The organism is Streptomyces sp. YKOK-I1 (assembly GCF_054660435.1).
Genome location: NZ_BAAGDR010000004.1, coordinates 15,851 through 41,658, shown reverse-complemented (window position 1 = coordinate 41,658; position 25,808 = coordinate 15,851). Strand labels below are relative to the sequence as shown.

At 70.4% G+C, this 25,808-nt stretch carries 28 protein-coding genes; 10 read left to right on the top strand and 18 right to left on the bottom strand.

All coding sequences use genetic code 11. From position 1 onward, the window contains the following. Positions 1 to 33: 33 nt before the first annotated feature. From ACYQ8Q_RS45045 to ACYQ8Q_RS44980, 14 genes are all read right to left on the bottom strand, one after another. Positions 34 to 567 carry a hypothetical protein gene (locus tag ACYQ8Q_RS45045; protein ID WP_460074060.1) on the bottom strand — a complete coding sequence of 178 codons (534 nt, stop codon included), beginning with the start codon at positions 565 to 567 and terminating at the stop codon, positions 34 to 36. A 113-nt stretch (positions 568 to 680) separates the two neighbouring features. Next, complete coding sequence (locus ACYQ8Q_RS45040) at positions 681 to 875, bottom strand: hypothetical protein (protein ID WP_460074058.1); 195 nt, start codon at positions 873 to 875, stop codon at positions 681 to 683. A 39-nt stretch (positions 876 to 914) separates the two neighbouring features. Next, positions 915 to 3,212 carry a winged helix-turn-helix domain-containing protein gene (locus ACYQ8Q_RS45035; protein ID WP_460074056.1) on the bottom strand — a complete coding sequence of 766 codons (2,298 nt, stop codon included), beginning with the start codon at positions 3,210 to 3,212 and terminating at the stop codon, positions 915 to 917. An 86-nt stretch (positions 3,213 to 3,298) separates the two neighbouring features. Next, positions 3,299 to 3,733 (bottom strand): conjugal transfer protein TraB, encoded by a 435-nt coding sequence (locus ACYQ8Q_RS45030; protein ID WP_460074054.1) that lies wholly within the window; start codon positions 3,731 to 3,733, stop codon positions 3,299 to 3,301. Between the two features lie 14 nt (positions 3,734 to 3,747). Further along, positions 3,748 to 6,333, bottom strand: a complete 2,586-nt coding sequence (locus ACYQ8Q_RS45025; RefSeq protein WP_460074052.1) for a hypothetical protein — start codon at positions 6,331 to 6,333, stop codon at positions 3,748 to 3,750. A 123-nt stretch (positions 6,334 to 6,456) separates the two neighbouring features. After that, positions 6,457 to 6,660 (bottom strand): hypothetical protein, encoded by a 204-nt coding sequence (locus tag ACYQ8Q_RS45020; RefSeq protein ID WP_055718396.1) that lies wholly within the window; start codon positions 6,658 to 6,660, stop codon positions 6,457 to 6,459. Next, positions 6,657 to 7,217, bottom strand: coding sequence for a hypothetical protein (locus ACYQ8Q_RS45015; protein WP_460074048.1), 561 nt, complete (start codon positions 7,215 to 7,217; stop codon positions 6,657 to 6,659). Before ACYQ8Q_RS45015 ends, ACYQ8Q_RS45020 begins: the two co-directional genes overlap by 4 nt. Before the next feature lie 138 nt (positions 7,218 to 7,355). After that, positions 7,356 to 9,122 (bottom strand): DUF2637 domain-containing protein, encoded by a 1,767-nt coding sequence (locus tag ACYQ8Q_RS45010; protein ID WP_460074046.1) that lies wholly within the window; start codon positions 9,120 to 9,122, stop codon positions 7,356 to 7,358. A gap of 320 nt (positions 9,123 to 9,442) precedes the next feature. Continuing rightward, positions 9,443 to 9,634, bottom strand: a complete 192-nt coding sequence (locus ACYQ8Q_RS45005) for a DUF5999 family protein (protein ID WP_460074179.1) — start codon at positions 9,632 to 9,634, stop codon at positions 9,443 to 9,445. A 181-nt stretch (positions 9,635 to 9,815) separates the two neighbouring features. Continuing rightward, positions 9,816 to 10,145, bottom strand: a complete 330-nt coding sequence (locus ACYQ8Q_RS45000; protein WP_460074043.1) for a WhiB family transcriptional regulator — start codon at positions 10,143 to 10,145, stop codon at positions 9,816 to 9,818. A 161-nt stretch (positions 10,146 to 10,306) separates the two neighbouring features. Next, on the bottom strand, positions 10,307 to 10,498 hold the full coding sequence (locus ACYQ8Q_RS44995) for a hypothetical protein (RefSeq protein WP_460074040.1): 192 nt from the start codon (positions 10,496 to 10,498) through the stop codon (positions 10,307 to 10,309). Beyond that, on the bottom strand, positions 10,498 to 10,776 hold the full coding sequence (locus ACYQ8Q_RS44990; RefSeq protein ID WP_460074038.1) for a hypothetical protein: 279 nt from the start codon (positions 10,774 to 10,776) through the stop codon (positions 10,498 to 10,500). Before ACYQ8Q_RS44990 ends, ACYQ8Q_RS44995 begins: the two co-directional genes overlap by 1 nt. Before the next feature lie 145 nt (positions 10,777 to 10,921). Beyond that, on the bottom strand, positions 10,922 to 11,476 hold the full coding sequence (locus ACYQ8Q_RS44985; protein WP_460074035.1) for a hypothetical protein: 555 nt from the start codon (positions 11,474 to 11,476) through the stop codon (positions 10,922 to 10,924). 116 nt (positions 11,477 to 11,592) lie between these two features. Then, on the bottom strand, positions 11,593 to 12,402 hold the full coding sequence (locus ACYQ8Q_RS44980) for a hypothetical protein (protein WP_460074034.1): 810 nt from the start codon (positions 12,400 to 12,402) through the stop codon (positions 11,593 to 11,595). Positions 12,403 to 12,810: 408 nt separating this feature from the next. Between ACYQ8Q_RS44980 and ACYQ8Q_RS44975 the strand changes: the two genes are divergently transcribed. From ACYQ8Q_RS44975 to ACYQ8Q_RS44965, 3 genes are all read left to right on the top strand, one after another. Then, positions 12,811 to 13,605, top strand: a complete 795-nt coding sequence (locus ACYQ8Q_RS44975; protein ID WP_460074032.1) for a GntR family transcriptional regulator — start codon at positions 12,811 to 12,813, stop codon at positions 13,603 to 13,605. A 123-nt stretch (positions 13,606 to 13,728) separates the two neighbouring features. Further along, on the top strand, positions 13,729 to 15,165 hold the full coding sequence (locus ACYQ8Q_RS44970; RefSeq protein ID WP_460074029.1) for a helix-turn-helix domain-containing protein: 1,437 nt from the start codon (positions 13,729 to 13,731) through the stop codon (positions 15,163 to 15,165). After that, a complete protein-coding gene (locus ACYQ8Q_RS44965; protein ID WP_460074026.1) occupies positions 15,165 to 15,845 on the top strand; it encodes a RibD family protein in 681 nt (226 codons plus the stop codon). Before ACYQ8Q_RS44970 ends, ACYQ8Q_RS44965 begins: the two co-directional genes overlap by 1 nt. 563 nt (positions 15,846 to 16,408) lie before the next feature. On the opposite strand, the gene ACYQ8Q_RS44960 is transcribed toward ACYQ8Q_RS44965, so the two are convergent. Then, positions 16,409 to 17,044 carry a hypothetical protein gene (locus tag ACYQ8Q_RS44960; protein WP_460074023.1) on the bottom strand — a complete coding sequence of 212 codons (636 nt, stop codon included), beginning with the start codon at positions 17,042 to 17,044 and terminating at the stop codon, positions 16,409 to 16,411. Between the two features lie 951 nt (positions 17,045 to 17,995). On the opposite strand from ACYQ8Q_RS44960, the gene ACYQ8Q_RS44955 reads away from it, so the two are divergent. From ACYQ8Q_RS44955 to ACYQ8Q_RS44935, 5 genes are all read left to right on the top strand, one after another. Further along, the gene (locus tag ACYQ8Q_RS44955) at positions 17,996 to 19,468 is read left to right on the top strand and encodes a helix-turn-helix domain-containing protein (RefSeq protein ID WP_460074176.1); all 1,473 of its coding nucleotides are present in this window, start codon (positions 17,996 to 17,998) and stop codon (positions 19,466 to 19,468) included. A 9-nt stretch (positions 19,469 to 19,477) separates the two neighbouring features. Next, positions 19,478 to 20,344: a DciA family protein gene (locus tag ACYQ8Q_RS44950; RefSeq protein ID WP_460074020.1), complete on the top strand. Its 867-nt coding sequence runs from the start codon at positions 19,478 to 19,480 to the stop codon at positions 20,342 to 20,344. Positions 20,345 to 20,602: 258 nt separating this feature from the next. Further along, the gene (locus ACYQ8Q_RS44945) at positions 20,603 to 20,809 is read left to right on the top strand and encodes a hypothetical protein (RefSeq protein ID WP_460074017.1); all 207 of its coding nucleotides are present in this window, start codon (positions 20,603 to 20,605) and stop codon (positions 20,807 to 20,809) included. Positions 20,810 to 20,864: 55 nt separating this feature from the next. Further along, positions 20,865 to 21,137, top strand: coding sequence for a hypothetical protein (locus tag ACYQ8Q_RS44940; RefSeq protein WP_460074014.1), 273 nt, complete (start codon positions 20,865 to 20,867; stop codon positions 21,135 to 21,137). A gap of 100 nt (positions 21,138 to 21,237) precedes the next feature. Further along, positions 21,238 to 21,501 carry a hypothetical protein gene (locus ACYQ8Q_RS44935; protein WP_460074011.1) on the top strand — a complete coding sequence of 88 codons (264 nt, stop codon included), beginning with the start codon at positions 21,238 to 21,240 and terminating at the stop codon, positions 21,499 to 21,501. Positions 21,502 to 21,569: 68 nt separating this feature from the next. Here ACYQ8Q_RS44935 and ACYQ8Q_RS44930 read toward each other — a convergent pair whose 3' ends face one another. From ACYQ8Q_RS44930 to ACYQ8Q_RS44920, 3 genes are all read right to left on the bottom strand, one after another. Further along, positions 21,570 to 22,607 (bottom strand): fatty acid desaturase, encoded by a 1,038-nt coding sequence (locus ACYQ8Q_RS44930; RefSeq protein ID WP_460074009.1) that lies wholly within the window; start codon positions 22,605 to 22,607, stop codon positions 21,570 to 21,572. A gap of 149 nt (positions 22,608 to 22,756) precedes the next feature. Next, on the bottom strand, positions 22,757 to 23,662 hold the full coding sequence (locus ACYQ8Q_RS44925) for a hypothetical protein (RefSeq protein ID WP_460074006.1): 906 nt from the start codon (positions 23,660 to 23,662) through the stop codon (positions 22,757 to 22,759). A 101-nt stretch (positions 23,663 to 23,763) separates the two neighbouring features. After that, entirely contained in the window at positions 23,764 to 24,534 is a 771-nt protein-coding gene (locus ACYQ8Q_RS44920; protein ID WP_460074003.1) for a GntR family transcriptional regulator, read from the bottom strand. A gap of 113 nt (positions 24,535 to 24,647) precedes the next feature. On the opposite strand from ACYQ8Q_RS44920, the gene ACYQ8Q_RS44915 reads away from it, so the two are divergent. Together ACYQ8Q_RS44915 and dapF are read left to right on the top strand one after the other, a co-directional pair. Next, positions 24,648 to 24,920 carry a hypothetical protein gene (locus ACYQ8Q_RS44915; protein ID WP_460074001.1) on the top strand — a complete coding sequence of 91 codons (273 nt, stop codon included), beginning with the start codon at positions 24,648 to 24,650 and terminating at the stop codon, positions 24,918 to 24,920. Beyond that, positions 24,917 to 25,807 (top strand): diaminopimelate epimerase, encoded by an 891-nt coding sequence (gene dapF / locus ACYQ8Q_RS44910; RefSeq protein ID WP_460073998.1) that lies wholly within the window; start codon positions 24,917 to 24,919, stop codon positions 25,805 to 25,807. Before ACYQ8Q_RS44915 ends, dapF begins: the two co-directional genes overlap by 4 nt. Position 25,808: the final 1 nt, after the last annotated feature.

Sequence of the window (25,808 nt, the reverse complement as noted above, 5' to 3'; positions counted from 1 at the left end):
CGAGGTGTCGGATACGAGGCAGGGCGCCCGGGGTCAGCGGACGTCGTTGCGGGTGCGGGAGAACATCCCGCGCTGGTGGCTGGTGTTGTTGATCTGTGTGTTCTGCACGACGGACCCCTCGTAGACGTTCGTCGTGCTGCTGCTCTTCGCCTTGGCGATGGCCGTGCCGGCCGCCGTGAGCACCATCGCCGCGCCGGCGAACGGGGCGATCACGATGAGCGCGAAGTGGCTGAGAGCGGGAACGCTGACGAGGGCCAGGCCCTTGAACAGCAGCCAGGCCGCGCAGCCGAGACCGGTGGATCCGGCGCCGACGCCGATGGAGGCGACTGCCAGGCCGGCCGCCCACGGGGGCACGACCCGCTTGTCGTCCTGCCACACGGGCGGGGCGTCGCCGTGGGTGGGTGTCGGGCTCTCGTCGCGGAAGGACGTTGGGAAGTGCCGGACCGGCTCGGGCCCGACGCTGCTCGCCATCTGGTCGGGCCCGAAGCTCTTTTCGAAGATCTGCCGGGCTGCGACTGCGGCTTCGGCTTCGGACATCGGGCGGCCGGCGGTGGGGTTGAAGTCCACGGTGTTCTCCGTTTCACGGTGCTGGGACGGGTGCGCCCTCCCCGCCGTGGTGGCGGGGAGGGCGCAGGGGGCGGGGAGAGGCGTTGCGGTCGTGTCCGTGACCTCGGGACGGGTCAGAAGGAGATGGAGCTGATCCACCCGGCGACGGAGGTGATCGCGTCGCGGATGCCCGGGGCGATGCCGGTGGAGGCGAGGCTGAACCCGAACAGGGCGACCGTGATGGTCGGCCAGAGCCGGAGGTAGCCGCTGCGCCACAGGACGACGACGATGATGCCGGTGAGCAGGACAAGGGAGAGCGACACGGCCATGGTGATCGGTTTCCTTCGTGAACTGGGGTCGGTTGGTGGTCAGTTGTCGCGCTGCCAGACGCCGCGCTTGACCGGCTTGGCCAGGCCCTTCGCCTTGAGCTGGGTGCAGGCGTTGCTGACGCTGGAGGGCTGGAAGCCGGGCAGTGCCTCGCGCAGTTCCTTGAGGCTCATGGGCCCGTCGGCGAGCAGCGTGTAGATCTGGTCCTGCAGCCCGGGCTCTTCGCCGGGGTCCGCTTCCGCACCGAAGGGCGCTCCGAACGGGGCGTCGAACAGTGCGGACGCCTCGCCGCTGTCGTCGTCGCCGTCCGTGTCGGACGGCTCGGACGGGGCGCTGGCGCCGGCGCTCTTCTTCGCGCCGCCGAACGCCTGGGCGAGGGTGTCGCAGTCGGCGAACGGGTTGCTGTGCCGGAGGGTGTAGAGCTCGGCAGCGGCGGCGGCGACCTTGGCCTCACCGTCGGTGAGGCCGGTGGGCGGGTCCTCGCCGTACAGCTCGATCAGGTCGGGGTAGACGCCGTCGACCTTCTGGGCGAAGAAGGTGCGCATGAACTTGGCCCGGCCGTCGAGGAACATGTACGCCATGCCTGCGGTGGACTCGCCGTCCTCGTCGTCCTTGCCGCTGAACAGCGCCTCGATCTGCCCGTTCTCGTAGATCCGGGCGGGGATGTTCTCCATCTGGAAGCCGGTCGGGGCGATGCCGTCCAGGCCCATCTCCTTGGTGGAGGAGGATGCGGTGCGCATGAGGAACAGCGCACCGACCTTGCCCTGCTGGCGGATCGCGTCGTCGTCGCCCAGGTCCTTGAGGTGCAGGGACTGGACGGCGAGCCGGATGCCGATGCCGACCTTGCGGCCGGTCTTCTGGATGTCGGCGATCAGGTAGGCCGCCAGCTTCCGCATGTCCTCGTCGGGGTGCGAGAGCAGGCGGTTGATCTCATCGAGCGTGATGTTGATCAGCGGCCACGGCTTGCCCAGGGCGAAGTCGCCGCGGCCCATCTCGTTGGAGATCCGCTCGCGGTACTTCATGACCGCGTGCGCCACGGTCAGCATGACCAGCGTTTCCACCGGGCCCTTGGCGAACCAGTCGACCCGGCCCTCCGCCTCCGGCAGCGACATGCCGCCCTGGACGTCGCCGACCCAGGAGACGACGCCGGAGCGCTTCTCCGCGGCGAGGATCAGGTTCTGCAGCACGGACTTGCCCGCGCCGGTGACGCCGGCGGTGATGCCGCGCAGGGCGCCCTGGCTGGGGTCCCACAGCCGCATCCGGGCGGGCTTGCCGTCGTGGCAGATGCCGATGGTGATGCGGCCCTTGTCGTCCATCGTCAGGTCTTCGACGGTGGCCTTGCGGACCTTCATCAGCGGGTTGGTCTTGTAGACGGAGACGACGCCCATGCGGATGCCGTCCGTCTCGATGACCAGGCGGGAGGGGTCGTCGATGCCGAAGGCGGAGCAGATCGCCGTGTGCGGCAGGCGGATCTCCTTGCCCGCGGGGGAGGCGACCAGGAGCACGATCCGGTGGGGTTCGGCCCGGTAGTCGACCAGTTGCACGCCGGGGGCTGCGCCGCCGGGCCTGCACACGGCCGTCTCCCACAGTCCGCGCAGCCCCTCCGCGGCCCGTTCGGTGTCCTCGGTGGTGGGGCGGGCGACCACCCGCATGCGGCCGGGCCCGGAACCCTGGACGGGGCGCAGGGCGACGGTGCCCAGGGGGAAGTCGAACGTGGCGGCGAGCTGCGTCTCGGTGTAGGTGGGGACGGCCTTCCCGGCCTGGGCGACGATGACGGCCTCGAAGTCGGGCCGGTCGGCGCGGTACGGCTGGATGTTGACCAGGCGGGTGTCGCCGCCGGTGGCCTGCGCCCACTTCGCGGCGAGGAACTCTTCGTACGTCACCGGCTCGCGCGGGCCGCCGTCGGCCAACTGCTCCTGGTGCTCGGTGAGCTCGAGGACCAGGCCCGCGCTGCGGGTGAGCGGGGCCATCCATCCCATCAGGCCCGCCCAGGCGGCCGGGGCGAGGACCTCCCACCAGTTGAAGCCGGGGGTGATCAGGTTCGCCAGGTAGGTGCCGGCGGCGGTCAGGAACGGGATGGAGCGCTGCGCGCGGGTGATGACGTCCAGGCCCTGGTCGGGGTCCTTGGTCTTCGCGTACAGCCAGGCGATGGTGCCCGCGGCGAGTCCGCCGCTGGCGAGGTAGGACAGCACGGAGTCGTCCAGCTGCGGGCCGACGGCGATTCCGGCGGCCGCAAGGGCGTAGGAGGTGCGTTCGGCCAGGACGCGCCGGTAGATGACGTGGCCCGGGACGCTCTTGGGTGTGTCGGCGGCCGGCGCCGCCTGGTCGATGGTGCTCAACACTGCCTCCGTTCATGGGGCGGAATGGGGGAGGGGCCGCGCTCGCCGGTGGCGGGCGCGGCCCCTCGGTGGGGTGGTGGGGTTGTTCAGCGGCGGCGGCCGGTGCGCCGGTAGTAGCCGGGCTTGGCCTGCTTGACGCCGGAGCCGTTGGAGGCCTCGTAGCCGGGGCGGTACTCCCGGTCGTGCGCGGAGTTGAAGCCGCGGGCGTTGGTGTCGACGGCGTCGGCGGCGTTCACCATCTCGCCGGACGCCTCCGCCACTCCGTTGAGTTGAGTCGAGAGGTCCATGATCATGGAGGTGAACCGGGCCTCGACTTCGGCCTGGTCGTTCATCTCCGACAGGCGGCTGGCCGCGTTGGCGTTGGCCTGCATGTGCGAGCGGAGCAGGTGCATGCCCTCCTTGAGGAAGAGGGCGGAGGCCGCGAGCCTGATGGTCCGGCCGGCCAGGGCGAGGAAGCCGTTGCCGCTGCTGGCGCCGCCTCCGCTGTTCATGCCCGGGACGGCGGGGAGGTTGTCGCTCACGTGCTGATCTCCTCTCAGTTCTCGTTGTGGATGCGAGCGGCGGGCACGGCCAGGCCCGCGTCCTCGGTGGCCTGCTGCAGCGGCCGGTAGGCGTCGAACATCGCGTTCTCCACCGTCTCGGAAACCTCCGCCGCCGCCAGCGACTTCACCGACATCTCGTCGGCCTTGCGGGCCAGCAGCTCCATGGACTCCGCCAGTAGCGCCATCGCGGCGCCGGTCAGACGGCCGATGACGTTGTGCGTCGAGCGCAGGTCCGCGGCGAGTTCGTCCAGCTCGTACCGGATCTCCCGCGCCTTGCGGGACAGCTTCTTGCACGTCTCGTGCGCCTTGAACGACTGCTTGGTGAGCTCCTCCAGGACATCGAGCGTGTCGTCGAGGGTGACCTCGGTCTCGTGCTGCGCGTCCATGTCCGCGATGCCGCCGCTGCCCCACCGCTGGATCCAGGCATCACGCTCCGGGCTCGCCGCTACGAGGCCGCCGGTCTTGGACGCGTCACCCACACTGTTCTCCTTCGTACTTGAGGTGCCGGCGGGCGTGCCCGACCCGGGGGAGTCGGCCCGCTCGACTGTGATCGCACCGGCCTCGCCGGGGACCGCCGTGGCCATGCCCATCGCCTCGAACGGCGACACGCGCGGCTCACCGGTACCCGGCACCGTGCCCGGTGCGATGGTTGTGACCGTGGCGCCTGTGCCGGTGACCGCGGCCGGTGCCGTCGCCGGGGTGACCGGCGGGGCGGTCGGCTTCGGTGGCGCGGTCGGCGCCGTGCCCGCCCCGGCCGGGGCCGGGCTGGGCACCGGGACGGGACGCGTCCGCATCCGGGCGCGCTTGCGGGCCCTGGCCTTGGCGGTGTTCCAGCTGCCGCCCTTGGCCGGTGCCGTCGCCGCCGGACCGGTGGGACCGGTCGCGGCCGGACCAGCGAGCTTGGTGCCCCCGGCCGCCGCCGTGGTCTTCGAACCCGACTTCTTCTTCGGCTTCTTGACCTTGACCTTCGTCATCACCGGGGACAGCTTCCTGCGACGGCGCTTGAGACGCTTCTCCGCCGTCTCATGGATCGCCTCGCCCAGCGTCGTCCGGCCGCGCGCCGCCGACTTCATGGCCCCGAGGACCTTCCGGCTGTACTCGCGCTTGAATCGGCGGCACTTGCCGCAGCGGCAGCCGTACTTGTCCATCGCCGCGAACGTGCCGTGCGCGATCCCTGGCGTGAGCGTGACCTTCTTGCCCTTGCGGGACTTCCCGCCCGGCGTCTTGTGTACGGGACCGACCGGGCCCGTACCGCCGCGCTTGGACGACTTCTTGCCCTTCTTGCCGCCGCCCTTGCCGGGCGCCGTCGTGCCGGAGCCGCCGGGGCCGGTCTTGCCCGATCCCTTCGACTTCGACTTCGGGCCGGTGCCGGAGGTGGTGGTGCCGGGCTTCTTGCGCAGGATCCCGGACGGGCCGGTCGTCCCGCGCGGCGACTTCTTCGTCCCGCTCTTGGGACCCGAGGCCGTTCCCTTCCCGGAGCCGGGGCCCTTCGCGCCGGCCGTGCCCGTCCCGGCCCCGGTGCCCGAGCCCTTGCCAGGGCTCTTGCTGCCGGGTCCGGTCTTGCCGGTGCCCGAACCGGAAGCGCCGGGCCCCCGCTTCGTACCCGTCCCGCCGGCGGAACCGCCGGAACCGGTGCCGCCCGGGCCGCGCCTGCGGTTCGTGCTCGAACCGCCACCAGCCGACCCGGACCCCGAGCCGCCGGGACCGCGCTTCCTCCCGCCGCCACTGCTGCCGCCCGGGCCTCCCGAACCACCGGAGCCGGACGAACCCGGGCCGCGGTTGTTCTTCTTCAGGCTCAAGCCGGGGCCGCCGCTCTGCGAAGTACGCCGCGGCGAGTTCACCCCGGAACCCCTGCCGCCCGAGCCGGATCCGGAGCCGCCTCCGCGCCCGCCCCGGCCACCGCCGGAACCGCCTCCTGAGCTGCCCGGCGACCTGGTCGTCGGCGCGTTGCGCCTGCCACCGCCCGAGCCGTTGTACGGCCCGCTGCCGCCCCGCGAGGACCGGCCGGGACCGGAGCCGCCGGAGCGCCCTGCCGGACCGCCGGGGCCGGACTGGAGCGACTTGCGGCCCCATTCGTGGCTGGGCTGCACCTGCTTCTTCGACCCGCTCCCGGAGCCGTCCTTTCCCGTGGACGCGGTCTTCGCGACCGCCTCACGCTGCTCCCGCGACTCCCGTCGTCCGGCGATGGCGCTGTGGATGCCGCGCATCGCGGCCACCGACACCGCGAGGATCGCGGCCAGCGACAGCGCGCCCAGGCGCGGCGCGGCGGACTGCGCGGTCTCGGACCGGAACGTCGCCGGGACCGTCTGCGAGGCCTGCGCGGGGGCCGGATCCGCCTCGGAGTCACCAGTGAACGGGGCCCCCAGGCCGGGTTCGGCGAGGGCCGTGAGGGTGTCCAGCGGAGACGTCCGGATCGCGAGTGCAAACGGTTCGTTGGAGTCCTCGGAGGCGTCGGTGGGGGCCGCGAACGGCACATCGGCGGGGCCCGGATCGGGCGTCTCCGGAGGGGTTGCGGCGGGCTCGGTGTAGCCCACGCGGGGGAAGTGGATCAAGTTGTTGGGGCCGTCGTCGTCGGCCATGACGTCTCCCTCTCGGAGTTGACAGACGGTCACCGCCCGGGGCACCCTCGCGCGCGCACGACACGCGCGCACATTGGGGGCCGCCGGCCGGCGAGGTAGGAGCGGTGATGAAGAAGAACTTCGTCACCCTCCGTTGCGCTTGTAGAAGTCGTGCAGCGTCGCGGTGAGCGCGCGCCACAGGTCGGGCTTGCCGTCGCGTTCGGCCTGGCGGGCCAGAGTCCGGCACGCGTCGTACCAGACCCCGGCGCGCTCCTGGTCGTTGGTGGCCTCCGCGATCCGCGCGTTCCAGTGCTTCGCACGGTTTTGCGTCTGCCGAGGCGTCGTCAACGCCGCTCTCCTCCGTTCGGGAAGTAGTCGTTGATCGTGCTGGTCGGGGCGGCGTGGTCACCGCCGGAGGCCATCGGCCACTGCCCCCAGGGGCTGTCGGGGGAGACGAACTCCGCCGGCCGCGCCTGGGGGATCTGGCCCGGGACCTGCTGGGTCGGGCCGCCGGTCAGCGACGTCACCGACTTCTCCAGGGACTTCGCGACCGCCGCACCTGCGGCGGCCTGGCGGTTCTGCTTGCGCTCAGCCTTCCGGGCCGCCGCCACCGCCCGGCGCTGAGGGAGCTCCAGGACCTCGTTCTTGTAGGTCGCGTACAGCGCCTCCGCGGAGCTCGCCGCGCCCTCGGATGCCTTCTGCATGGCCTTGACCTGCCGCGATACCTTCCAGGCCCGGAGCTTCCTGGACATCCAGCGGTCGCCGTCGATCTTCTCGTTCTCGAGGCGGCGGCGGATGATGTCGGCGATCTGCCCGTACTGCTGGGCGTCCTTCATGTGCTGGTCGCGCATCTGCGCGGTGAAGGCCCGCAGGCCCTCATCCGTGAACAGCTGGTTGATATCCATGAGCTGGGGTTTCTCCTTCTCGGGGCCGGGGGGATCTGGCAGGGTTTGGGGTGGCGTTTCGGCGCCTTCACCGCGCTCCCGAGGCGCTGACTTCGTCTCGGGGGCCGGTGGAACCGTCGAACCGCTCGTTTGTGCAGGTCACTGCTCCGGGCGGTAGCCGCCGGCGAGCAGTTCGGCCGCCTCCTGGCGGTACTTCGAGGCCGTGTCCGTGGAGGACACCGCCGTCTCGCGCTGGACGTCGGCGATCGAGACCACCCGGCACAGCGCGGGCTGGATTTCGTCCGGACCGAGGCCGGCCATCACCAGGCCGCCCGCGAGCGCCATGCGCGCGACCTTGCGAACCGCCCGCTCGCGCGGGAGCAGCTTCGCGGCGTCCTCGATTTCGACCGCGCGCCGCTCGACTTCGGCGGCGGCGAGCCGCGTTTCGGCAGCGGCGAGTTCGGCTTCGGCTTCACGCTTGCGGGCCGCCTGCGTGTTCGCGTCGGCGGTCGCGATGCGCTCGGCTTCCTGCGCCGCCAGACGGTCAGCTTCGGCAGTGCGGCGGCGCGTTTCGGCAGCGGCCTTCTCCGTTTCGGCAGCGTCCGCGTCAGCTTCGGCAGCAGCCTTCCGGGCTTCGGCGATGCTCTTCGTCTCGATCGCCTGAGCCTCCGCCGCTGCGACCCGGTCGGCCTCCGCCGCGAGCCTCCGCTTATCGGCCGCCTGGCGCTCCAGCTCGGCTGTCTCCAGATCGGCGGCGGCCTTGGCCTGGCGCTCCTGAGCCTCCTTGCGCTCCGCCTCCGCCTCACGGGCGCGGGCTTCGGCGACGACGGCCGTCTGCAGTGCCGCCTCCTCCAGCTCAGCGGCCCGTTCTGCGGCGCTGACCTGGGCTCGGGCGTGCGCGCGGGCCTGGCCGGTCTGGCCGTCGACCTCAGCGCGGACCGCCTCCACCTTGCCCTTGGCGCGCAGGCGTTCGGCGGCGGACTCGGCCTGGGCGACCTCGCTGCGCGTCTCCGCGTCCAGGCGCCGGCGCTCGGCTTCCTCCTCACGCTCCTGAGCTGCCTGTTCCTGCTCATCGGGCATGGCCAGGGACTGGGCGACGGTGTAGCCGTACGGGGCCATCGTCATCGGCAGCAGCTCATCCTCGGACGCCTTGGACAGATCGCCGTCGTGCTTGCGCTTGAGCCACAGCTCGTAGGCGATGAGCTCCTGGTCCCGGCGGATCATCTCCGGGTAGGAGGTGATGCCCCACAGCCGCATGCGGCGGAAGATCCGGGGCGTCGCCACGGGGGCGAGGATCCACCGCAGCCACGGGATCGAGTCCCGTTCGGCCTGGTCAGGGCGGACCATGCGGTCGATCGAGGTGCGCCCGATCTCCACGACCGTGATGAAGAGGATCGGCACGACGCCGTGGGCGCCGGCGGCAACGTAGTCGAGCAGCCGCCAGGCCCCTTCCGGGGCGCCGGACGCGGCGTTGAGGATGACCGTCGCGCCGGTCAGCAGCCACACCGGGTAGCGAATCCAGCTGATAGGGCGCTTGAGCCAGGCCATCAGCAGGTCGACGGCGATCATCACCATGATGCCGACGTCGACGCCGACCGCGAACAGCTGGCCCTTGCCCAGCGTGCCAAAGCGGAGCTGCTTGAACGCGAAGTCCGCGACGTGCTCGAAGCTGAGGTAGAGGCCGATGCCCGCGAGGGCGAGCGCGGCGATCACGATCGCTCCGGCAGCCCACTTCTGGCTCCCGGTCAGCTTCCCCGGGGAGTGCTTCGTTCCGGTTCCGCTTTCTGTCTCCGAAGCGAAGTCCGGCGCGTCCGAAACGGTGCCGGGCGTTCCCGAAACCGGCTTGGGCGTTCCCGAAACGGCGGCCGGTGAAGCCGAGTCGGGGTTGGGGTCGGCCGCGGTTCGCGGCCAGTCGGTGATCGCCATGAGGGCCTCCGGAATGAGTCGTTCAGGGTGTGGGCGAAACGGTGGGGGCCGCTCCCGAAACGCGGGCGGCTGCTCCCGAAACGGCGGTCGGTGGGGCCGAAGTGGGCCCCGAGGGGCCGTTGCCTTCCCGGAGCGGGCCGTGCCGAAAAGCCCGCTGCCCGTGGTGCGGGCGGCGGGTCCGGGGGTGTGCTGGGGGGCGGGCTCGAAACTGTCCGTGGCTCCCGCCGGGCGGGAGCGAAACGGGACTGTCCGACTCCCCGTCACCGCCCGATCCGGTCCGCCGTGGTGCGGCGGGTCGGTGCGAGCGGATCAGGCAGTCGTCAGGCCGTGATCGCGAGGGGACGGTGCGGGCCGATGACCCGGCCGTCGGGGAGCAGGTCGCCGGTGTCGTCGAAGACCAGCACGGCGTTGCACAAAAGGCTCCAGCCCTGCTCCGGGTGGGCGGCCACGACCTGCGCGGCCTCTGCGTCGGAGCTGTCGGCCGTCGGGCAGTGCGGGGTGTGCGTGCACAGCGAGTCCGGCAGCCGAGTGATGCTGGCGTCGATCGTCGCGGTGTCGAGCGGGGTGGTCGTCGTGCCCATCAGGGCCTCCCTGGGCTGTCGGTCCGGGCTGTCCGGCTCCCCGTCACCGCCCGTCCCGGCCGCCAACGTGCAGCGGTCGGTGCGGGCGGATCAGGCAGCCGTCAGACCAGATTCAGGAGGCGTTGCGGTCCTGGCGGGCGGTGCGGCGCCTGATGCGGCGGCGGTCGGCCTCGGACATGCCGCCCGAGACGCCGTGCGTCTGACCGGTCTCCAGCGTCCAGGCCGCGCACCTCTCCAGCACGGGGCACCTGCGGCACACCGCCTTGGCCTCATCAATCTGAAGGAGGGCCGGGCCGGTGTTGCCGATGGGGAAGAAGAGCTCGGGGTCCTCCTGGGTACAGGCGCCGCGGACCCGCCAGTTGCTGTTGACCGGCAGGTCGGCAGCAGGGGCTTGGGCGGCGCGCGTCGCCTGGACGGTGGCTACGATGACGGAGCGGTTCATATGGGGCCTCCCATAGGTCCGTTGCGTACGAGACAGCCCCAGGGCGGCCACCCTGGGGCTGTTCGCGTGGTGCGGCGGCCGGACGGCCGGAGCGGGGTGACATCCCGACGCTCTCCGCCGGCCCCGCCGGTGAGGGCGGGGACGACGGGCAATGCCGGAGGTCAGCGGCGCTGCCGCTTCGACTGGCGTTCGCGGTGCGCGTCCTGGAGCCCGGCGAACCGCTCGTGCAGCGGGCCGCCTTCCGTGCACTGCTGTCCGGCCTGGCAGGCCGCGCAGCTGGTGGTGTGCTCCTCGGAGTCGGCGAACGCTTCCATGTAGCGGACGAACAGGTCGTCCGCCGGCGGCTTGGTCATCAGCGGCCGACCCTCCCCAGCGCTGCGAACAGCTGCCGCAGGGCCTTGCAGGCGTCGCAGGTCCAGAAGGTGACGCCGAACCAACCGCCGCAGTCGGCGCACTGCAACCCGCCGCCGTTCAGCGGAAGACGGACCTGACCGGCACCGGCCTGCGGGATGACGAGGCGCAGCAGCTGGCCCTCGGTCTCGTCGGGCTCGGGGCCGCGCTCGTTGTCCTCGCGCTCCAGATCGTCGATCAGTCCGCCAGCTAACCGAGCGGATGCCAAAATGCTCTTCACAGGGCCTCCCGATAGGTCCTTGACGGCCTCAGGGGCGCAATCCCTGAGGCCGTCGCCTTCCTGGCTGTCGTACGAGCAGCCACGGCCCCGGCCGACCCGATTACCTCGGGCCGGCCGGGGCCGTGGTCGATCGTGCGGAAGCTGGTCAGACGGCGCCGGCCGGAAGAGCGCGGGGCACGAAGTCCTTCGCCTTCTGGAGGATCGGCGCGGGAATGCCGTGCCGGACTCCGACCTCCTCAACCTCTGCGTCGCTGAGGCCGTAGTACGTCGAGGCACCGTTCACGTAGATCGACAGCGCCTCGTAGTTTTCGTCCGGGAGGACACCGCCGTTCTGCGTGACGATGTCGGCGAACTGCGGAAACGCGCAGTTGAGAACCTTGAAGGCGTACTCCCTGTCCTCCGGCCCGGGCCCGCCCGTGCTGGCCTCACCCGCATCCGGCTGCTTCCGGACCCACCGAGGACGGGCCTCCAGCTCGGTGACCCGCTCCTCGGCACGCGCCGCCCGGGAGTTGGCGATCTCGTACGCGCCCTGCGCCGCCTCCCGGGTGAGACGAGCTTCGCTCAGTTCGTCGGTCAGGCGCTGTACCTCGCCGTCCTTCGCCTCGACACTCGCGACCTGGGCGACGACTTCCTCCTCGGCACGAGCGAGCTTGTCGCGTAACGCGTCTGCGGTCGCGCGTCGTACAAACGGCAGCTTCATGCGGCGGTCCCCTTCATGTTGCTGGTCAACTCGGCTGGTCGTACGAGCAGCCACGGCCCCGGCCTCCCCAGTTCGCGGGGTGGCCGGGGCCGTGGTCGTTCGTCTCGGTGTGCGGGTCAGGCGGCTGACGCGGCCGACTTCCTCTGCGCGTACTGCTTGCCCAGTTCGGCCTGGCGCCGGTCGTGCGCCTCCATGTGCTGCGGTGCCAGCGGGAGCTGGGGGCCGCGGAACTCGGAAAGCGATCCCGGGATCCGGTCCGCGCAGCGGTTGTTCGCCGTCTCGACTGCCGTGCCGCCGTGCCTGGCCCACTGCGCCTTGCGGACGGCCGGCGCCGTCTGCTTCCGCGCGGTGCGCTGCTCCTGGCGCTCCTGCTCCTTGAGGGCCTCGCGGCGGGCGGGCTCCTGGTTGAGCGCGAGGACGTACCGGCGGGCGAGGATGCCGCCGTCCGTGCAGTGCCGGCCCCCGACGCATCGCGTGCAGCCCTTGCGGTGGGCGAGGTAGGACTGGCGGGCCGTCTCCAGCGTGACCTCCGCCTTGATCCGGGAGACCGGAGCGGCCGGTGCCGGGAGCGGCTTGTAGAACTGCTGGGCGGCGCGCCGGTTCTCCTGCGGCATCGCGTCGCGCAGCAGCCGGTTCTGCCGGGCCTGCCAGCGCCGGACGTCGATGTCGACGACCACGAGCTGGTCACTGCCGGGGCAGGTGACGTGCTTCTCGCCCTCCGCGACCTTGTCGGAGATGCAGTGCTCGCGAATCTTGAGGACCTTGTCGCCCATGATCCGGCGCCAGGTGCGGCAGTCGGGGCAGGCAATCGACTTCGCCTCGCCGGGCCGGACGTTGAAGTCCTCCGGGGCCATGCTGCTGAGCTTGAGCGCCTCACGGCGGTTGGTGTTCCTGGTCCGGACTCGGCCGGGACGAATGCGGGGCATCAATGCCTCCTGACGTGGGGGATCGGGGTGCGAGTGCTGCCTTCTCTGCCGCGCCAGGCCCGGCCTTTCGGCTAGTAGTCCTGGCGGACAGACAGCGCAGCAGCGCTGTACGAGGTGGATCTGTGGTGCTCGATATTCGGTACAGGCGCCTCCGGCCGGGGGAGCTCGGCTCACCCCACTGCCCCGCTCTGAAGAACGGTGACTCCTGCTGTTTTGCGGTAGTGCTGAGCGCGTAGCCCCTGCTCAACGGAGCGTTAGGGCTATCGCTATCGCCTAGTAGAGACCACGCGGAGGCGTGGAGTCAATAGCGATAGCTCTATTCGTGCCGATCAGTTGTGCCTGCCCATCGCGGCCTGATAGAGCTATCTCTAGAATCAAGACCGAGCAGCACTTCGAGAGGTGGCATCGATGCCCGCTTCGTACCGCGACATCGCCGCTGACCTGCGGCAGCAGATCAGCGTGGGGCGGTACGTTCCGGGCGACAAGCTCCCTATGCTGACCGAGCTCCAGGATCAGTACGGAGCTGGCTACCAAACGGTGCGGAGCGCCATCGCCCTGTTGGAGCAAGAGGGTTTGGTGATGGCGGTACGCCGAAGAGGCACCATCGTTCGCGAACGTCCGGAGAAGAGGCGCATCACCCGGTCGCGCGAAGTCTTCCGAGACGAGATCGGCTACTACTTCGACCCGACCGCCCAGCCGTGGGTGGCCCTGGAGACTCCCACCGTCCGATGGGGCGTCGTGCCGGTTGACCTTGCAGCCCTGATGGGCCTCGGCGCCGGCTCCGAAGTACTCATCCGAGATCGGGTGATGGGTGATCCGGAGACCAGGAAGCCCAAGCAGCTGGCGACCAGTTACCTGCCGGCGGAGCTCGCTCGAGGAACCCGCCTCGCCGAAGCTGACACCGGCCCAGGCGGCATCTACGACCGGCTGGAAGAGATGGGCCATCGCCCCCTGGAGTGGAGTGAGGGCGTTTCGGCCCGCATGCCTTCTCCTGAAGAGGCCGAAGCTCTGGACCTGCCAGTCGACGTCGGCGTTCCGCTCCTGCGGGTCGTGCGCGTCACAACCTCGCCCACCGGTGGGGTCGTTGAGGTCAATGACACCAGGATGAGCGCCGAGGAATTCGAGATCGGCTACTCCATCCGTCGCCACGCCAGTGCCCGACTCTCGGGTACCGACGATGACGGGGGCGAAGAAGACCACTGAGTAACACCTCCCTGACCGGGCTCAACTGCTTGCAGTCCGGTTCTAGGTCTGAGGGAGGCATCAGTTCCAGATCTGACATGTGGCCGGACGAAGTGGCCACATCAGCCACAGGATTGGGGCGGGATGGCACAGAAGCCAAGGGAGTTGACGCCTTGGGTGTCGCCCTTGCACAACTGGGGTTACGAACTGCGTGAGCTCCGGAAGCTGCGCAGGTTAAGCCTGCGCGATCTGGCTGAGCGGGCGATGCTTGACCACAGCCACCTGGCACGATTCGAACGTGCCCAGAGGAAGGCCGACCGCTCCCAAGCCGCACTGCTGGACCGGGTCTTGGGTGCGAACGGCATGCTGTTCCGCCTGTGGGAACGGATCGATGACGAGCGTGGCCATGTGGCCAATCCGTCGGTCCATGTGGCCAAGTCGTCTGTTGATCTAGCTTTGGGGTTGCCGGACCAGGCAGCTTCGGACGGTGAGGGGATCTCTATCCCGTGTCGTCTGAATGATGGGTCGGTGGTTTGGGTGGCTCTGGATCGGCGTGCGCTGCTGCGCACCGGGGTGGGGCTCGGGGCTGTGGCCGCCGTCGGCGCTGGTTCGCCGGCCGTAGCGGACTCGGGTGCCGTGCCGGGCCTGGTTCGTAAGGCTCGGGCAGCGTCCGCGTACGGTTCGACGCCGGTGGAACACCTGCGCCGTACGCGCCGCCTTTTGATCGACAACGACAATCTGCTCGGGCCGCGCCACGCCCTCCAGGCGGTCCGCGACCACATCCAGGTCATCCAGGAGCTGCGGCGCGAGGCCACGGGTGCCGACCGGCGGGACCTGATGGAGCTCCAGACGCAGTACGGCGAGTTCCTCAGCTGGCTCTACCAGGACCTCGGCAATCCGAAGGCGGCCTCGCACTGGCTGGACCGGGCGATGCAGTGGTCGCAGACGGTCGGTGATGCCGACCTGAGCACGTACGTGATGGCCCGCAAGGCCCAGCTGGCTGGCGACACGGCGGATTTGGTCGATGTGGTCGATCTCGCTGAAGCCGCCCAGCGCATGGCGCGGCCGCGGAGCCGGCTCGCTGCCGTCGCTCGGACGTACGAGGCCTACGGGCACGCGCTGCGTGGCGACGCTGCCGAGAGCGAGCGGGCCATCGACGATGTCCGCAACGCCCTCGATGGTGCGGCCGCCGACCCGACCCCGTGGGGGGTGTGGCTGAACGCGTCGTACGTGGAGATCCATCGCGCCCAGGGCCTGGAGGCCCTCGGCAAGCACGACCAGGCCGCGGACGGATTCGCCGCCGCGATCCGGCTGATGCCCGAGGGCTACCACCGTGACCGTGGCGTCTACATGGCGCGGCAGGCAGTCGCCCTGGCCGGCGCCCGGACTCCGGAGCAGGCCGCGACGATCGGCATGCACGCACTGACCGTTGCTGCGGACACCGGCTCGGGCCGGATCACCAACGAACTCGCGCGGCTCGACAAGGCGTTGATCCCCTGGCAGCGCGTGCCTGAGGTTGGTGAGTTCCGCGCCGCCTTCGACTCCATCCTCGTCCACGAAACAGAAACGGACCTGACCTGATGACCGCCCGCCCGTACGTCATGCTGTCCGCCGCCATGTCGGTCGACGGCTATCTCGATGACACCAGCCCCGAGCGGCTGCGCCTGTCCAACGCGGAGGACTTCGACCGCGTCGACCAGGTCCGCGCCGAAAGCGACGCCATCCTGATCGGCGCGAACACCATGCGTCGGGACAACCCGCGTCTGCTGGTGAACAGCGCGGAACGGCGTGCCAAGCGCGTCGCCGATGGCAAGCCGGAATACCCGCTGAAGGTCACGGTCACCGCGACCGGCGACCTGTCCGCCGACCTCAACTTCTGGCACCACGGCGGCGACAAGCTGGTGGTCACCGTGGACGGCGTGGTGGAGAAGGTGCGCAACACGCTGGGCGACTTGGCCGACGTCGTCGGCGTCGGCCCCGAACTCGACTGGGGCCTGGTCCTCGATGAGCTCGGGCGCCGCGGCGTCGGCCGGCTCATGGTGGAGGGCGGCGGCACCATCCACACCCAGCTCATGGCGCAGAACCTCGCCGACGAAGTACACCTGGCCATCGCCCCACTCCTGGTCGGCCAGCCGGAAGCGGCCCGTTTCCTCGGTGCCGCCGCCTACCCGGGCGGGACGACCGCCAGGATGAAGGTGCTGGAAGTCCGCGCGATCGGTGACGTCGTATTCGTGCGCTACGCCCCCAAGGAGCGCGGCTGATGTACGCGCCCGACCGAGACCAGGACCTGCGCTGGACGCAGTGGGCGGCCGATGTGGCCGCACTGCGCCCTGTTTCTGCAGACGCCTACTCGGTCGGAGCGGGTATCGCCCACGACGACAGCACCGAGCTGCCGGATGGTCATGCCCGCGCATTTGGGGTGACATTCGCCGGTGACATCCGGATGTCACCGGCGAATGTCACCAGACAGGGAGTCACGTCGCATGCCACGCTGACCGCGTCCGCGCCTGCTGGTAGAGGAGCTCTGGTGGCTGACGACTGCGTCTCCCGAACGTCGGCTCCGTGGTCTCAAGGCGGTGTCGGTCGGAGCGTTTGTACGTTCCTACCGGAAGACCCTCTTCCTGGTGCATCGGACGTTGATCGTGAATGCTGTTCTGGTCCTCTGCTTCCCGCCAGGCGGGCGGTCGGCTCGGAAAGTTGCCCGCCGGGCGGGAGGTCAGGCGAATCCGGCATAACCCTCTTGGCGAATCCGGAGAATTCTGTTCGGATCATGGGCACTACAAGCGCGACCTGCGCGTTTGTAGTCAACAGCGGACCGAAGACGTTACTGGGGAGGTGCGGCGAACGGATGGGCCAGGTGCCGGGGAGCGTCGTCGTGCGTCGTCTCCGTGTCGGTGCGGCGTGGCCGCAGTGCACGGAGGGCGGCCTGGAGGGTCGGCTCGTAGTCCTTCGGGTCCCAGCCGGCCGGGGCGGTGACCTTCGTGCGGAGTCGCTCCGGGGTGCCGACGCGGCGGATCTTGCAGTCGACGAACGGGATGAGCCCGTACCGACGGGCGTGCAGGAGGACCGGCTTGCCGGTCTTGACGATGTCGATGACCTCGAGGCGGGCGACTTCACCCAGAAGGTAGACGTGGCCGTTCGCGCCGCGTTTGGTGGGGCCGACGACGACCAGGCCGTCGAAGGTGGGCGCGAGTTCCTTCCACTTCTGTGCGTAGTTCTCCGGGGTGAAGACGTCGTCGAACTGCAGCAGCTCCACGCCGGGGAGCCGGTGGCGGATCTTCGCGAGTCGTTCGTCCCACTGCGGACGTCGCGCGATGTGCGGCGAGGCACAGATGTAGACGCGGACGGGCTCCTTGGGCTTCCGGGCCGCGCGGATCTTCTCCATGGCGGCGATGTACGCGCGTTGCTGCGCGGCCGTCGCGTACGTGGCCGGGAGGATGTCCGCGGGGGAGTCAGGCATGCCGCTCATCTTGCCCTGAGCCACCGTCAGACCAGGTTCCAGCACCGCGAGATGCCCCTTTCACACGCGCCTCGCCGACTCACCTACGCCCCCCTCTTCGCGGAGCGTGATCAAGGGGGTATGGTGGCTGCGATCAAGATCTATCTGAATATGGAAAACCCCGGCGCCTTGGTAAGCACCGGGGGTGTAGAGAACCTGGTTAGGAGGTCCTCGGTGTTCATGGCACCACTGTACCCGTGGGCCTTCGCCCGCACACAAGATCCCCGCCGTATCCGCGATCACTCGCGATGCACGTCAGCGGGGCTTTCGCGCGTTCCCGCACATCCCGACCAGCCCTCCGCAGAGGGGGTTGAGATGACCTAGGTCTGGGGCGGCTTCGCCGCCGGGACGCTCAGCTACCCAGGTGACTCGCAATCACCCCGGCTGGCGCCCCATCTGTCTCCGGAGGGTTTCGCACGCCCTCTGAAGGGATTGTCCGTCCGGTTCGCACCCGGTCGAACAGTTCGATCTCTGGTTCTAGCCGAACCACGAAGCACCACGAGGGGCTTCGCCATTTCCACCCTCATAGAAGGAGGACGTCGTCATTCTGCACGACCGCGCGGGCTTTCGCCAGCCCGCTTATGCCTGTTTCGTGCGCTTTTGTGTGCCCACGGCGTCCCGTGTGACGCAATCTCACAGCCCGATTCACCCGGTACGTCCCGCTGTTCGGGACGGTTTCCCGAACTCGCACCCGTCCGGCGTCACACCGGACGCGATCACGACACCTGTAGCAGGTGTGCACCCCTCCGTCCCAGCTCCCGCCGCGCCCGCGTCCCGAACCGTCATCCACAGGCTTGCCGCCGCTCTCCGGAATCTATCCACAGGTGACCTGGTCCATGGTCGCCGGATGGATCATGTCGTGACGTCCCTTCGGGGTGGCCGGTGAGCGCCGTGGCGGTGCCGGCCGCCGCGATGATTCCCGCCGCGCGTTCGTCGGCCGACGACGTCGCGGTCGCTGTGCTGCCCGCGACGCTGTACGTGCCGGAGGCGTCCCAGTGGCTGTCGACGTCGACGGGCCGGATCGCGCCGGAGGGCTACTCGTGGATGCAGGCGGTCCACTGGGTCGCCGGGTCCGGGCTGTACCGGCCGCGGCAGTACCGGTCGCACGGGCCGCGCTCGTTCGGGCCGACGACGGTGCGCGTCGCCCAGGAGCTCGCGCAGCTCTTCCCGTGCCGTCCGGGCGTCGGCTACCTGGTGCGGCGCACCGGCCTGTCCGAGCGGTCGGTGGAGTACCACCTGGGGATGCTGCGGGAGGCCGGGCTGCTCGCGTACATCGTGCGCGGGACCCGGGTGTCGGGGGAGACGGCGCAGGCGAGCGAGTTCGCGCGGATGGTCCCGGTGGCGTTCGACGCCGCGCTGGGGATCCGCACGGTGCTGCGGGATGAGGACGCGCCCGCGTACACGCGTGCGGTGACCGGGATCGCGGAGGCCGGCCGGGAGCTGATGGCGAAGCTGGCGAAGAAGGCCGCCCGGAAGGTCCGCAAACCGCGCTCGAAGTCGTCGTCGAAGGCCCTGGCGAAGGGTGCCCGGAAGGGTGCTGAGCAGGGGGCTGTGACGGCTGTTTCGGATAAGGTCCGTTGCACCCCAATGCAGGTCGGTACCTCAGGTCTTTCCACTGCGGGTACTACTTCCCTCCCCCCTGAGAGCAAGCTCGGTTCCGGGGTCAGCAAGTCCCCGACCCCGAAGAAGTCCAAGGCCAGGGCCGGCGGCCGCCAGAAGCTGAACACCGTCGGACGTCGCTTCCAGCTGGCCCGCGAGCTCACCCAGGAGCTGGACTGGCTGCGCGGCTGCTCAGTACCGCGGATCGCCTGGGTAGCCCGGAACGTCGCTGATGCCGGATGGACCCTCACCGACGTGAAGGCCTGGCTGCACTTCCGCGGCGAGGCGGCCCACGTCCGTCGGGGCTCCGGCTTGCTCGCCGTGCTTCTGACCAACGCGGAGAACGTCCTGGACACCCCCGCCAAGCGCACCGCTGCGATCGAGCAGTGGCGCGGCGCCCAGGAGGCCGCCCGGCGTGACCGCATCCGACAGGTCCGCGCCCGCACCGAGCGCTACGACGGTGACTGGCAGGCCCCGGTCCGCCACTCCGTACGCCTCGAGGTAGAGGCCGCGTTCGCCCAGGTCAGGGAACTGGAGCACGGCGGCCGCCGCCAGGACCAGGACCACGTCGACGACGGCCAGGACGCAGGCCTGGAGCTGGGGCCCGAAGAGCTCGCCGCGCTGATCGCCACAGCCGAGGGCGAGCTGATGCGGGGCGAGACGACGCTGGTCACGGGCTTCGACAAGGAGACGGCACTGCGGATCTTCGGCGAGGACCTGGTGCGCCGCGCCCACCAGATCGAGCGCCTCGCCCAGAGCTCGCTGACGACCATCCGATACCGGTAGGAGGCCCACATGACCGAGATGATCAACCCTGCCGAGCAGACCAGCGGCACCACCCCGGAGGTGTCCGGCATCGACCTGGCCCGGGTTGCCCTGCGCCAGGCCCGCGAGGCCGCCAAGAAGCGCGGCGACAGCGAGACCCGCACCCCGCGCCGCCGCCAGCAGACCGTCGTACGGCGCGACGGGCGGGAACCGAGCGGGTTCGCCGCCGTGCTCCAGGGCCTGATGGCCGACCGGGCCTGGGAGGTTCCGGCCGCCGGCGGAACCGTTCTGGACCGCTGGACCGACATCGCGGCCGCCATCTCCCCCCAGCTGCCCAGCCACGTCAGCGCCATCGCCTACAACCCGGCGACCCGGCAGCTGGACCTGCGCCCTGACTCGCCCGCCTACGCCACCCAGCTCCGGCTCATCACCGCCCGGATCATCGCCACGGCGAACCACACGGCTGGCACCGACGCCGTGCACACGATCCGCGTCCTGCCCGCCGGCGCCGTGCCCGAGCGTCGTGCGACGCAGCCCGGTCCGGCGGCCGCGGCCGCGCCCGAGGCGCCGGTGGAGCCCCGGAGGCCGGCGCCCGAGGGCTACCACCAGGCCATTGCCGCGCACCGGTCCGCCGAGCCGCCCAGCCGCATCGACCCGGGCATCGCGGAGGCAGTTACCCGGCAGACCCGCGCGATGCGTGCGCTCAGCCTCCGTGCATTCCCCGAGCCGCCGGACGACGCTCCGGCCGCGATCGAGACGGCCCGTGCCGAGCGCCGCCGCCAGGCCGCGGCGACCGAGGCCGCCGCCCTGCGCCGGGCCCGAAAGGAGCGTGCGGCCCGGGAAGCCGGGACGGCGGCCGCCGTCCCGGAGGCGGGCACGCTGCGGACCACTGCGTGACGTTCTGTGATTGGTAGACCGAGTCGGGGGTGTCGCACAAGCGGGGCGGCAGCAGGGCGCCATGGCACCTCGGGTGCCACCTCCACCGCACCTCTCGTCTACGCGCGCCTTGCTCCGCCTGTTCGGGGCAGCGGAAAGCCCTGTTCAGGGGTGTGTACTGAAAATCTTGAATTCTGTACCCCCCCAGGGTTGACCGTACCCCCCTAGGGGGGTACATTCGTATGCGTAAGGACGACAACAGCAGAGAGGGACTCGGAGATGAAGACCTACCAGATCGAGATCAAGAACGCCGAGAAGGTCGCCGTCAAGAGGTTCAACTTCCAGGTCGACGAGGACACCGCCTACGAGATGTTCGACGAATGGGCCGCCCGCTACGACAGCAGCCACAAGCTGGAGATCAGCGACAAGCGGACCGGACGGTTACTGCTCGAAGGTCGGCAGAGCGGATACGCCGAGTTCATGTGACAGACCAGCCCAGGGGCCGGGGAAACCCGGCCCCTCCTCACGTGGAGGGACGACCATGACGCCCGAACTGAACGATCTGATCGCCGCCCTTCAGCAGCTCGCCGAACTGCCGCCCATCGAGCGGGCGAAGCGCTGCCCCAACCTCATCGACACGGCCAAGGCCGCGCTCGCCCATGAGCGCGGCGCCGCCATCGCCGAAGCCGTCGACAGCGGCGACTGGACTCAGGCTGGGATCGCGCGGGAGTTGGGTAAGTCGCGGCAGAAGATCAACGACATGCTCGCCAGTTACCGCAGTTACCGCCAAGAGCAAGCCAGGGCCGCCGACTGATCTTTGACCGCTCTCTCCCCACGGTCGCCGACCGTGCAGACCCTTGGCGGAGTGTGTCAGCGGAGGCAATCCGGTGCGCTGGTCTGACAGGATGGTGGGCATGGCGAATGAGGCGGGGACGTACGACGCGCGGCTGCGGGACCTCGAGGCGGAAGCCTTCCGCACCGGCCGGACGCTGGCGGAACACAGCGAAGCGCTGGCGACGATCCATGAGCAGCAGCGCACAGCGTTCGGGAACATCGACTCCCTCGCCAACGCCATCGGCGCACCGGGAGACCGGCCGATCGCGCAACGTCTGGACAAGATGGAACGCGTCCTGTTCGCCCTCGCGCGTGCGCAGGGCATCGACCCGGACGCCCTCTGAGCCTGCCCGCATACGGCTGCGGCCCTGAACACCCCGTCGGTGTTCAGGGCCGCAGCCGTTGTACCTGGTCAGATGGTCTGTGGATGCGGTGCCGCAGCGGCGGCATCGAGCGCCTGGCGGTGACGGCGGGCCACAGTGTCCCTCCCGAGCAGGAGTCCGTCGGGGGTGTAGTGGGGCGGGGGTAGGTGACGTTCGACGGCGGCCAGGTAGTTCCACCGAAGGCCGGGGTGGGCGGAGTGCGCGTAGTGGTGGAGGTCGCCGTAGGGGAGCCAGGTGGCGGCGGCGATGGCCGCCAGGGCGCGGCTCTGCGGGTACAGGCGCAGGCAGCGCCCGGCTTCGACGTACGCCGGGGTGCCGGTGCGGTGGTCGGGGTCGAACCAGGTGTGTTCGGCCAGCAGGGACATCCAGGCGAGCTGGGGGTAGAACAGCAGCCGGGGGATGAGCAGGCCGTACAGCAGGGCGGGCCAGCCGCCGGCCGTATACGCGGCCGCGCCGATGGCGGCCAGGGCGGCGGTGCGGTGCCAGGCTCCCGTACCGCGCAGGTGCGCGGCGAGGCCGGCGACGGTGGCGCGGAGGCCGCGCGGGGTGAGCGGGTGGATCAGCGTCAGCGCGTAGGCGGTGCGGGTGGCGTGGGGGCGCAGTCCGGCTCGGCGGAGTTCTGCAAGGTTGGGGTCGCGGTCCAGGGTGGCGTTGGGGTGGTGGTCCCGGACGTGGCGCAGGCGGCGCGCGGGGAGGGGGCCGAGGCCGAGGGGGTGGTGGGCACCGATCTCGGCGAGCAGCTGGTTGGTGCGGGCGGTGCGGGCGAGGACGCCGTGGACGGCGGCGTGGCTGATCTCCTGGAGGTGGCGGAAGTGCACGGCGACGGCGGCGGCCGCCGTCGCGGCCAGGAGGGGGCCGTGGGCGGCGAGCATCCACCAGCCGGTGATCTGTATCCACTGTCCCGACAGCAGCAGGAGCGGGGTGAGGTCGTTGGCGCGGGTCCGCTGGAGGGCTATGAGGCGGCCGGCGTCGGCGGCGTAGGGCCGGTGACGTGCGAAGTGGATGCGGTCGATCTGGCGCAGCGCCACTCCGCTGATCAGGAGGGCTAAGCACACGGGCAAGGGCATGGTCATCCCGGGTGGTGAGGGGCGGGCACCTCCCGCCGACCATCACACAGCGTACTTATTGGTCCACTATTTATTCCCCGGCATCGGTTCCGGAAAGGCGTCAAGGCCCGGCAGGAGGCCGGGCCTTGACGCGGGCTGCGGGTGCGCTGCTACAGGGTGTCGACGGTCTCCCGGATGCGGGTGTCGTCCCAGGCGGAGTCGAGCAGGGAGCGGGCGGCGCTCTCGTAGGTGCGCAGTGCCGCGGTGGCGGAGTCGGCGCCGTTGCCCCAGGCCGACTCGAAGCGGCTGACCCACCGGTCGACGCCCTTGAAGTGCACCGTGCTGCGGCCCTTGGTGTAGTCGGCGTCGCCCTGCTCATCCTCCACGAGGGCGGCGGCCGCGGAGATGATGATGACGTCCACGGCCTGGTCGGCGCGCAGCCGGTCGCGTACGGCCAGGCCGCAGATGACGCCCAGGTCGCGGTGGGATTCGATGAGTTGGAGCAGGCTGCGGGCGTAGTCCTCGCGCAGCAGGTCGCGTTCGTGGGCGATGAAGAGCCGGTTGATGGTGCCGCCGGCCTGGAGCAGCTGCCGGTTGGCGGCGAGGTACTCGCGGCGGCGGGTCAACAGACCGGGGTCGGTGGTCAGGTCGCTGGCGAGGATCCGCTGGGGCTGTGACTGGGACTCGATGAGGGTCTTCACCAGGAGGACCGACAGGCGTGGCACCTCCGAGGCGTAGACCTGGAGGTGGCCGTCGGCGATGGCGCTGTAGTCGGAGACGAGTTCGTGCTCCAGCTGTGCGCGGACCAGGTCGTAGTAGTGCGCGTCATCCATGTCCCGCAGGTTATTGGCCCGCCGGAGCTGGATGAATGCCTTGCGCAGCCAGATGTGCGAGCCGACCAGCGCCATCACGATCACCGTTTCGACGATCAGGAGGGCGTTCTTCGTGGTCCCGCCGGCGGTAAACCAGGCGGTGATCGGGGTGAGGATCCCGATGAGCCCGATCAGGTTCGTGATCGCGGGTGACGCTAAGGCGTCGACGCCCCGCCCTGCAGAGTCGCGGCGCGCTGCAGCCATGAACCCCGTCCCCTCCCTCTACGGCCTTCGGGCCGCGCTGTCTGCTGATGGCCAACGCCCGCCCCCTGGTGGGCGCGGGCACCCCCGAGGCGACCCCGGTGTCAGGTGCGGGGCACCGGGGCGAGGGGGATGTCGTACGTGATGTCCCACCGTTCGGCCGGCACCAGGATGTCCGCGGTCTCCACGGGCCGGCCGCCGGTGTCGTAGTGCGTGCGCTCGATCGAGATCGCCTGCGCTCCGGGCGTCGTGCCGAGCAGCTGCGCCGACTCACGCTCAAGCTGGACGGGACGGGGCACCTCGGTGACGCGCGCGACGGTGACGCCGATCTGAGTCATCCGCTCGGCCACGCCGCGGCCCGCAAGGGGACCGCCCTCGGGCAAGACCACCGGGGTGCCCTTGGTCAGGTCGTAGGGCTCCCAGCTGGTGGCCGTCAGCACGCACCGCAGGTCGGCGAGGACCTCGTAGTCGGTGCGCACGCAGAGCTCGCCCTCCCTGATGCCCAGACGGACAGCAATGGGCGCCGGGGCCGGGACCTTGGCGGTGCTCTCCGCCTCCACGCTCACGGGGGAGCCGGCCGGGGTGAGCCCGAGCGGGCCAGGTGCGGCGGTGGGGGTCAACGTGCGCGGCAGGACGCGGCGTTCGCGCGGGGCGCGGACGAACGTCCCGCGGCCGCGGCCGCGGAAGGACTCCAGCAGGCCCTCGGCGAGGACGATCTCCACGGCCTGACGGACCGTGTTCTCCCCGACGCCGAACTCGTCAGCGAGCGTCGGCCGATTGGGGAGCTTGTGGCCGGGCGGCCAGGTGCCGTCGGTGATGCGGTCCCGGATGGCCTGGGCGACGCGCAGGTACCCCGCCTCCTGACGGTCAGCCATGCATCTCCCTTTGCCCACGGCCTTGTTGAAACGGATTGACAATTTAGTCCACCAATAAAAAAATGGTGGACCAATAAGAGCGCGCAGTAATTGCCAATTCGAATGTGGGTGCAGTGGGCTACGACCGCCACCGGAGAGCCGCCATCCGTACGGCCGCTGAGACGGTCGCCCAGCAGCTCACCGAGGTGACCGGCACCGAGCCCCGCGTCACGGCGGAGCTGGATGCGGTCCGGATCGAGACCGACGTCACCGACGCTGCCTTAGTTCACTGGACGCGGCTCCTGGCCGTCCTCGAACTCGGCACCGAATACGGCGTCATCCGCACCCCCGACGGACAGATCGCCTGGCTGCGCATCGCATTACGACGACAAGGCCCCCGCCCATGAAAACCGCCTCCCCAGCCGTCACCCTGCCTTTCGCGAAAGGGCACGGCTGTGCGAACTCGTTTATCGTCCTGCCCGACCCCCACGGCCGTCTCCGCCTCACCGGCGAAGTCGTCCGCGACCTGGCCGATCCCCACACCGGGGTCGGAGCCGACGGCATTCTGCGCATCGTCCGCTGCGCCGCCGAACCGGAAGCTGCCGCGGTGGCCGGCCGTGCCGAGTGGTTCATGGACTACCGCAACGCCGACGGGAGCACGGGCGCGATGTGCGGCAACGGCATCCGGGTCCTGGCCCGCTACCTCGTGGACACCGGCCGCTGCGAACCGGGCGGCTTCGCCATCGCCACCCGCGCCGGCATCCGGCACGTCGACGTCCCCGCCCGGAGCGACGAGCTGCGAGGACCGGTCACCGTGGCCATGGGCGTCCCCGAGTTTCCCGGTCCCGACCGCATCACCGTCACCACCAGCGGCGCGAAGAGCCAGCCCGCCACCCACGTCGACATCGGAAACCCCCACGCCGTGGTGTTCGTCGACGACCTTGCCGACGCCGGAGACCTGAGCATCCCGCCCGCCGTCGAACCGGCCGGTGCCTATCCCTTCGGGGTCACCGCTGAGTTCGCCGCCGTCCTTGGTGCGGATCACCTCGCGCTGCGTGTCCACGAGCGGGGCGTGGGAGAGACCCGGGCCTGCGGCACCGGCGCCTGCGCCGCCGTCGCCGCCCACCGACGCAACACCGGCCAGACCGGCGCCGCTGACTACCGTGTCGACCTCCCCGGCGGAACCCTGCACATTTCCGTCACGGCCGACGGCGCCATGACTTTGACCGGCCCCGCCGTCATCACCACCGTGGGCACGATCCGCCTTGCCCGGGCCTGGGACACCTTCGGCTGAC